The following is a 4,442-nucleotide window of genomic DNA, read 5'->3' on the forward strand; positions in this document are numbered from 1 at the left end:
CCCTTAGGTAGCATAATAGTGTACTCTCCATTAAGCTCCTTAATCTCTGGATTAATAATCTTACCGTTAAGAACTATAGAAGTAGGCTTCTTAGTAACATTTATAAAGCATCTTCCATAACTATTATACTTAATATTAATAGATTCTCCCTTATATGAAGACTCTATTATTGTTGAGTTAATATCCTTAATTCTAGTTAAAGTATTAGTAGCATCCTTAATTTCTATCCTATGCTTACCTGCTGGAATAATTATATATTCATCAGTATAAGCTGGGCTCTTAACACCATCTACATATACTTCTTTACCCTTCATATCTATATGCCATGTAAAGTTATACTTACCTTCAAATTCGTATACATTCTCTGAAACTTCTTTCCCCTTAACGTCCGCAGCATATGCATATGGTGCAAGGTCCATATCTTCTTCCTCAAGGGTAGCTAGGGCATACATTATAACCTTATCTGTATACTTACTTGCATTATGAATTAATGAATAAACCTCTGTATCTCTTTGTTTAACAGTTGGATAACTTCTAACAAATCTATCAATTATATTTATATCAATATAGAGTCTATCCTTAGGATCCATTACTTTTCTGTAATTCTCACCAATAACACTATATCTATCTGGCCCTAGTGTCCAAAGTGTAAATGGATCTTCAATTTCCATAATAAAGTTATACTTCTTTTGAAGTTCAACAATTTGGTTAGCATCAAGGCCAATATCACTTCTCATTCTAGGGTCAGCTATACTATCAATCATAGTTACATTTGACTCTAGGTGAGGCTGGTCTACCCTAAGCTCCTCAACAAGTTCAAGCATCTCTCTATGCTGCTCAGTTATAAGCCTAACTCTCTCTTCAATAATCTTATTCTTAGCCTCTTCATTAGCTCTCCAGTAATATTCAGACTTAATATTAAATGAATCCTTAGGATCGAATCCATGTTTCTTCTTAAAATCTTCCCTAAAAGCATCATTCATAGGAGTAAAGTGATCTGGATAATCAAATCCTCTACCTGGCCCCTCATAATAAATCTCTGCTATATCTATACCATCAAATTCAAAGCGGTTCATTATATCACTAACGACGTCTTTAGCAGCTTCAAAACACTCTTTGTTTTCAAGTGCCATTAGGTATCTCCAGTCTATTTTTGCATCCTTACCATCTGCTGTTTTCTGTCTCCACTCAGGATGTTTTTCCCAGAAATCAACTGAAACCATCGGGAATTCAAACCAAGCAAATACCTTGATTCCTCTTTTATGTGATTCTTCAATAATTCCCTTATAGTATTCAACATTATCCTTGTTCATTTCTGACCAAACACCTACGTTAATCTGGTCAAATCCCCACTTCTTAGCCTTCTCTGCAACCTGTGCTGGAGTTTCTATTCCAATATGGTATCCAATATCAAGATATACTGCTCCATTATTTCTAGAATATACTGGGGAAATTTCAAAGTTCTTAACAACTGTATCTATAATAAATGGATATATTTCATAACCTGATCCATCTTTAGGTACCAGTTCTGATGCAGAATATAATACCTTACCCTTACCAAATTTACCAACACCTAAAATAGATTGATCGTCTAATTTTGCATTAGCAAGTGTCTTATATCCTTCTGGATAATCAACCTTATATGTTTTAAATCTTTCCTTAGTTTCTATTGCAGTTTCCTTATGGTCAATCATATAGTATTCGTTAACCATTTTGCTATACTTAACCTTAATTCCTAGCTCCTTAGCAAGCTTACTGTCTCCAGTTACTATAGCTTTTTGACCTTTATTTATATTATCTTTAATGGTTTGTATTTCCTTATTTGAAAGATTTTTCACTTCACTTTCAGGGAAAACAAAAACTCCTTGATAATCAGCATTCTTAATATATTCACTAAACCCACCACTTAACACATCAAAGCCAACGCTTGTAAATGCAGCATAGGTTCCCTTATGCTCCTTAATATCATTTGCAAGTACAAAGATACCGCTATTACCTGGCCTTTTATTCCTATTTTCTTCATACTGGTAGTTAGATTCTAACTTAATATGAGAGTTATAGTTAATAAAATCGTATTTAAGATATACGAATCCTCCCCCTAGAACCAACCCTACAAGAAGAATAATTAGTACAAATATAAACCCTCTACTTTTTGTTTTCATTTATTTCTCTCCTTCAGTTGTTAGATATAATGTTTTATACAAATTTACTACTATTGTAACATAATATTTTAATTTTTTATGGTGTAATTTCAATCTTAAGAATATGTTAAGAAAGTTAACTTTATATATAGAATTTTTTTTACATAAAATAATATTAAGTACAAAAGTCTGTGTTTTTTTTAACATTCTTCAAATAATATTCGTTATATGACCAATAGTATTTATTTATATTTCTGAATTACACTATTGATTTTTTGTATAATTAAAAATTTTATTGTAATTTTATGAATTTATAATCAATTTTCTACACCATTGATACCACTAATCTTTGTAGTTTTTTCATATAAAAAAAACTATTTGCAATTCGTTTATTATTTAACATACCTATTGATACCCTAAGGCTTAGAGCATTTTTTGTCAAAATCTAAGATAAATTGAGATTTATAGAGATAACTTCTGATTAATGACTATATAACCACTATTTTGAAACAAATAAATATTTACCTTTTCCAAATCTATACATTAGTATTGTTTGGGGTATTATTTATCTTATTTTATTAATTTTTAGAGTTATATAAGAATACTTAGGGAGGAACACTTTATGAAATCTATTTTCAGAAAGAAGGATGTAGCGTCTATTCTTGAGAGCAATAAGAATGCTTGTCACGAAAGAACACTTGGTGCTTTTGACGTTACACTAATGAGTATCGGTGCAGTAATCGGTACGGGAGTTATGGTACTTACTGGACTAGTTGCATCAAGAGATGCAGGACCAGCAGTTGTACTATCATTTGCAGCTTCAGCTGTTGTTTGTATAATGGTTGCACTTTGCTATGCAGAGTTTGCTTCATCAGTACCAACATCAGGAAGTGCATATTCATATATCTACGTAACTATGGGTGAGGTTGTTGCCCACTTAGTTGGATGGTCACTTGTATTTGCCTATACTGTTAGTACATCAACAGTTGCAGGTGGTTGGTCATCATATTTTAACGGTTTATTACATGAGTTTGGGTTAACTCTACCGAAGGAATTAATTACAATACCATCTCAAGGTGGAATAGTTAATCTTCCTGCAATAATAATCGTTATGCTTGTAACTTTCCTACTTTCAAGAGGAACTAAGGAAAGTAAAATGGTTAATAACCTAATGGTTATTGTTAAACTTGCAGTTATTGTTATTTTCGTAAGCGTTGGTGTATTCCACATGGATTCAAGCAACCTTACTCCATTTATGCCATATGGATGGGATGGTGTGTTTGCAGGAGCAGCTTCTGTATTCTTTGCTTACACAGGATTTGATGCGGTATCAACTTCAGCAGAGGAAGTTAAGAACCCTCAAAGAAACCTTCCAATCGGAATTATTACTTCACTATTAGTTTGTACAGCAATCTATATTATAGTTTGTCTAGTTCTTACAGCAGTATGTAACTACACTCAACTTAATGTTGCTGATGCTATGGCTTATGCGCTACAACTTAAGGGAGCAAATGTTGCAGCTACTATACTTTCAGTTGGTGCTGTAATCGGTATTACAGCTGTTATGCTTGCTTATAGCTTCGGTGGTTCAAGAATTCTTTATTCAATGAGCCGTGATGGTCTTTTACCAAAGGCTTTCTCAAAGGTTTCAGAAAAGACTTGTACTCCAGTACTTTCAACTTGGGTAATTGGTATTCTTTCAGCTACTCTTGCTGGACTTGTTGATCTTAAGCAATTAGCTGACCTTGCAAACATTACTTTAATTGGAGCATTCCTGCTAGTTTCAATAGCAGTTATTATATTTAGAAAAACACATCCTCATGTTGAAAGAGGATTTAGAGCTCCATTTGTACCAGTACTACCAATACTAGCAGCAGCTTGCTGCCTATTCCTAATGACAAATCTATCACTACAAACATGGATTTATTTCGGAATATGGCTAGCTCTTGGTCTTGCAATCTACTTTGGATTCTCAAGAAAGCATAGTACTCTTAACAATATAAACACAGTCGACAAGAAAAACATCGCATAATATTGAAATTATTTTATAATAATTTCACAGATATATTAAACAATCAAATAACTAAAACATACCTTCATGTATATAATATTATTAGGAAACAATCCAACAAGAAAGGCTTTATAATAATAAAAATCTTGAAAGGTGGGAAGGTTAACATACTAAACCTAAACAATAATTAAAAGGTGGTAATGCTCACATACCAAACCCAAAGAATCATTGAAAGGTGGGAAGTTAACATATTAATCCTACAGTAGATAAAATAAAATTATAAACTTTCG

2 protein-coding genes are annotated in these 4,442 nt (G+C 32.5%); one reads left to right on the forward strand and one right to left on the reverse strand.

Annotated elements, in window-relative coordinates:
• A partial coding sequence (locus tag RR539_RS10450; RefSeq protein ID WP_442878413.1) for a hypothetical protein occupies positions 1 to 2,162 on the reverse strand: 2,162 nt, incomplete at its 3' end.
• 601 nt (positions 2,163 to 2,763) lie between these two features.
• Between RR539_RS10450 and RR539_RS10455 the strand changes: the two genes are divergently transcribed.
• Positions 2,764 to 4,173: an amino acid permease gene (locus tag RR539_RS10455; protein WP_332473377.1), complete on the forward strand. Its 1,410-nt coding sequence runs from the start codon at positions 2,764 to 2,766 to the stop codon at positions 4,171 to 4,173.
• The last annotated feature ends 269 nt before the right edge of the window (positions 4,174 to 4,442 follow it).

It is taken from the genome of Clostridium sp., assembly GCF_036639235.1.
GTDB lineage: Bacteria > Bacillota > Clostridia > Clostridiales > Caloramatoraceae > Clostridium_AB.